The sequence below is a fragment of the Staphylococcus sp. HMSC62B09 genome, from assembly GCF_001839115.1.
Lineage (GTDB): Bacteria > Bacillota > Bacilli > Staphylococcales > Staphylococcaceae > Staphylococcus > Staphylococcus haemolyticus.
This window is the reverse complement of the sequence record NZ_KV840110.1, coordinates 1-3,610: the sequence shown is the minus strand read 5'-3', so window position 1 is coordinate 3,610 and position 3,610 is coordinate 1. Positions and strand designations below refer to the sequence as shown.

The window sequence follows — 3,610 nt, the reverse complement described above, 5'->3', positions numbered from 1 at the left end:
TTATACTATAAATTCAACTTTGCAACAGAACCAACAATAAACTAAACAAGTATAATTATTGAAAAATTAAATATTTAAGGTGTATGTATATTTTAAGTACACCCTAATCATACAAAATGAATTGTTGAAATTACAGCAATTAAAATGTATGATTAGGGTGTATATTAATTATGAGGTGAAACTAAATGATTGTGGGCTATGCGCGGGTATCATCAGTAGATCAAAATTTAGAAAGACAACTTGAAAATTTAAAAACATTTGGTGCTGAAAAAATTTTTACAGAAAAACAATCAGGTCAATCTATAGAAAACAGACCCGTCTTTCAAGAAGCATTGAACTTTGTGAGAATGGGAGATCGTTTTGTCGTGGAATCAATTGATCGTTTAGGTCGTAATTATGATGAAGTCATTAATACCGTTAATTATCTTAAAGAGAAAGAAGTACAATTGATGATTACCAGTCTACCAATGATGAATGAAGTCATTGGTAATCCATTATTAGATAAATTTATGAAAGATTTAATTATACAGATATTAGCAATGGTTTCAGAACAAGAAAGAAATGAAAGTAAACGTCGACAAGCTCAAGGGATTCAAGTTGCGAAAGAGAAAGGCGTATATAAAGGACGACCTTTATTATATTCTCCCAATGCGAAAGATCCTCAAAAACGTGTTATCTATCATCGTGTTGTAGAAATGTTAGAGGAAGGCAAAGCGATTAGTAAAATTGCGAAAGAAGTGAATATTACAAGACAAACTGTTTATAGAATTAAACACGATAACGATGATTTGTTTTAATAAACGGTTTTTCAATGCAAATGAGAGCTTCTCACAGCGTCTGAAAACTTATGGTGATCAATTATTCTGAGATTTTAATATTAAAACAAGAAAAGAGAGAACCAATAAAAAGCTACCTAATAACTGGTAGCTTTTTATTTATCGTAATTTTAATATATATCTGATTTTTTCATATTTCCAGCCTTAACTTCTGCTGTATCATATATTGCGATAAATGCGTCTGGGTCTACATCATTTATAATTTCTTTAAGTTTTTGTTCTTCGAGTTTATTAATAACACAAGAAATTTCTACAAATGAATTATTTTCTTCATCAATAGTCACTTTTGTAAATGTGCAATACCTTCCCAGTCTTTCTTTAATTTCTTTATTCATAATGTCATAATCTTTTGTAATAATTTTAAACGTTTTCGAACCACTTAGTCCTTCTTCAATAATATGTATAACTTTTGAAGCAATAAAATATGCGAGCGCTGATAAAATGGCACCTTTAAAGCCAAAAACAGTAGAAACAAGTATAAATACGAATGTATTGAGAAATAAAATTAAATCACTTGTTCCGAAAGGTAACTTTCTAGATAATAAAACGGCTAACATATCTATACCATCTAATGCCCCACCATTTCTAAGGGCAAGACCCATGCCTAATCCAATAACAACTCCACCAACTACAGTAATAAGTAGTGAATCACCTTCAATAATTGTTGGTACATGATGCATAATCGAAGTGAATATAGATAATGATAAGATACCTATTATTGAAAATATAGCAAACTTACGTCCGATTTGTTTATAACCTAACCATATAAATGGTAAATTGATTATTCCTATTAATATTCCTAAAGGTAAACCAAACAAAGTGGAACCTACAATACTAATCCCTGTGACTCCTCCGTCAGAAACGTTATTTGGGATTAATATAGATTCCAAACCATATGCTGTAATAAGTGCCCCAATTATAATAAGTAAAATCCTGCCGAATGATATAATCACCATTTTTTTTGTCATTTTTGAACTCCTATTTTTATTATTAAAAAGTCTTCACCTATATTATAACTTGTTTTATCAATTTAATGAAATTGGTGTTAATGATTGATATCATATTTTTTTAAACAAAATTCTAAAAAAGATAATTTAATGTTTAATCAGCGTCTAATACTCAAAGTAAATAAATGAAAAATTTCCCAAGGCATTTACAAATATATTAAAATACACCAATCTCTAAAATTTTGAAGATTGGTGTATTTTAAATCAGTTTATCTGGTTCCTACATCATTTGCAATTTCAGTTTTTTTATTTTTAATATGATAAATACCTGCTTGAACACTTCCAAAATTAGGATTATCTTTTTCTTCTTTAATATTGTAACCTTGATTTTGAAGTATATCTAAATACTTTTTATTCATCCCTTTTTCAAAATGTACTGTATTACCATCATTATAAAATCTAGGTTTATATATACTATCTTGCAACGATCCATTACCTCTAAGGTAATCAATAATTACTTCATTAAGAATAGTTGGTATTTTATTTCCACCAGGGCTACCAATTCCCATATAGTAGTCTGGTCCAACTATAATTGTTGGAGATATATATGACCTTGGCACAGTATTTTTAGCATGATAATTGTTACTATCTTTATTATCAGAGAAGTTCGTCATGGAATTATTCATATAGAATCCTTCATCCATATATTTACCAGACCCAAAGTATCCTGATAGTGTATTTGTCGTACTCGTCATTTGACCTTGTTTGTCAACGACTACAAAGTGTAAAGTACTCGTTTTCTTAACACTATTATCGCTAATAGAGTCAGATGTATTTTGATTGTTATATTTATTACTTATATACATATTTGAAAGGTATTCTTGAGAGAAGTTCGTTTTAGCATTAACGATATCTCTATTACTGTACATTAAATCTCTTCCTGATAAAACACTATTTAAGTATTGTTCATCACTTTGACCATTATTAAGCATCTCATCTAATTTTAAACCTTGTAGCATTAATCCGCCACCTAAGGGATTAGATGATGAATAAACATGGGTATTTAAATACTTTGTTTCACTTGGTTTTTTCTGTTTTGATTTATAATTATTAAAATCAGTTTTATCAATCTGGCCGTTTAATTCTGTAGTTAGATGCTTTGCAAGTTTATCGTAAAAGTAATTAGGCCCATTATTTTTAATGCCTTTTAATGTTTTAGTAAGTTGTGGCTGCTTTACAATATCTCCATTTTTAACAGTATTACCATCTCCTTTTTTCAAAGGAGATGATTTATCAATACCTTTGCTATATTTTTTTATACTCATTTCTAATTCAGAATTAACTTCAAAACCGTCTTCTGCTAAAGGAATAACATAATCAAATATTTTTTTACTTTGCAACAGAACCCATATTTTTTAATCACTAATAATGCAGAAAAATTAAGAATACGCTTAGAAGAATTATTTAATGCAAATACAGTTTATATACAAAGAATAAAAGATAGACCATTAGAAGCGCGTAAAGATGTTGATGAAAGAGATTTAGAAAAAATTGATCAATGTGTTATTTTATTTGGTGATGTGAAATTAATGATTGCAGATGATACTGAAGGACTTCCAATTACTAAAGGAAATAATGTTTCTTTGTGTGTGACATTCGAAAATGTCGAAGACACAAAGAGAATTTATGATAAATTCGTTGAATTAGGCTCCGAAATTTTACACGGAAGGTTACGGATATGTTAAAGATGAATTCGGAATTGCTTATCATCTCTTTACCAAAAGAAAAAATTAAAAAAAGAGGCTGGGACATAATTTCTAACAAATT

General features: G+C 28.8%; 3 protein-coding genes and 1 pseudogene. 2 read left to right on the top strand and 2 right to left on the bottom strand.

Features of this window, described 5'->3' with window-relative positions; translation table 11 throughout:
* Nucleotides 1-185 precede the first annotated feature (185 nt).
* Nucleotides 186-797, top strand: a complete 612-nt coding sequence (locus HMPREF3265_RS02700; RefSeq protein WP_000635275.1) for a recombinase family protein — start codon at nt 186-188, stop codon at nt 795-797.
* A 149-nt stretch (nt 798-946) separates the two neighbouring features.
* Here the strand turns inward: HMPREF3265_RS02700 and HMPREF3265_RS02695 are convergent, their stop codons facing one another.
* Nucleotides 947-1,804: a YitT family protein gene (locus HMPREF3265_RS02695; RefSeq protein WP_000162894.1), complete on the bottom strand. Its 858-nt coding sequence runs from the start codon at nt 1,802-1,804 to the stop codon at nt 947-949.
* A gap of 248 nt (nt 1,805-2,052) precedes the next feature.
* A complete protein-coding gene (locus HMPREF3265_RS02690) occupies nt 2,053-3,183 on the bottom strand; it encodes a gamma-glutamyltransferase (protein WP_083327722.1) in 1,131 nt (376 codons plus the stop codon).
* Between HMPREF3265_RS02690 and HMPREF3265_RS12535 the strand changes: the two are divergent.
* Nucleotides 3,178-3,577: pseudogene (locus HMPREF3265_RS12535) on the top strand (VOC family protein). The gene HMPREF3265_RS02690 and the pseudogene HMPREF3265_RS12535 sit on opposite strands and share 6 nt — an antisense overlap.
* The last annotated feature ends 33 nt before the right edge of the window (nt 3,578-3,610 follow it).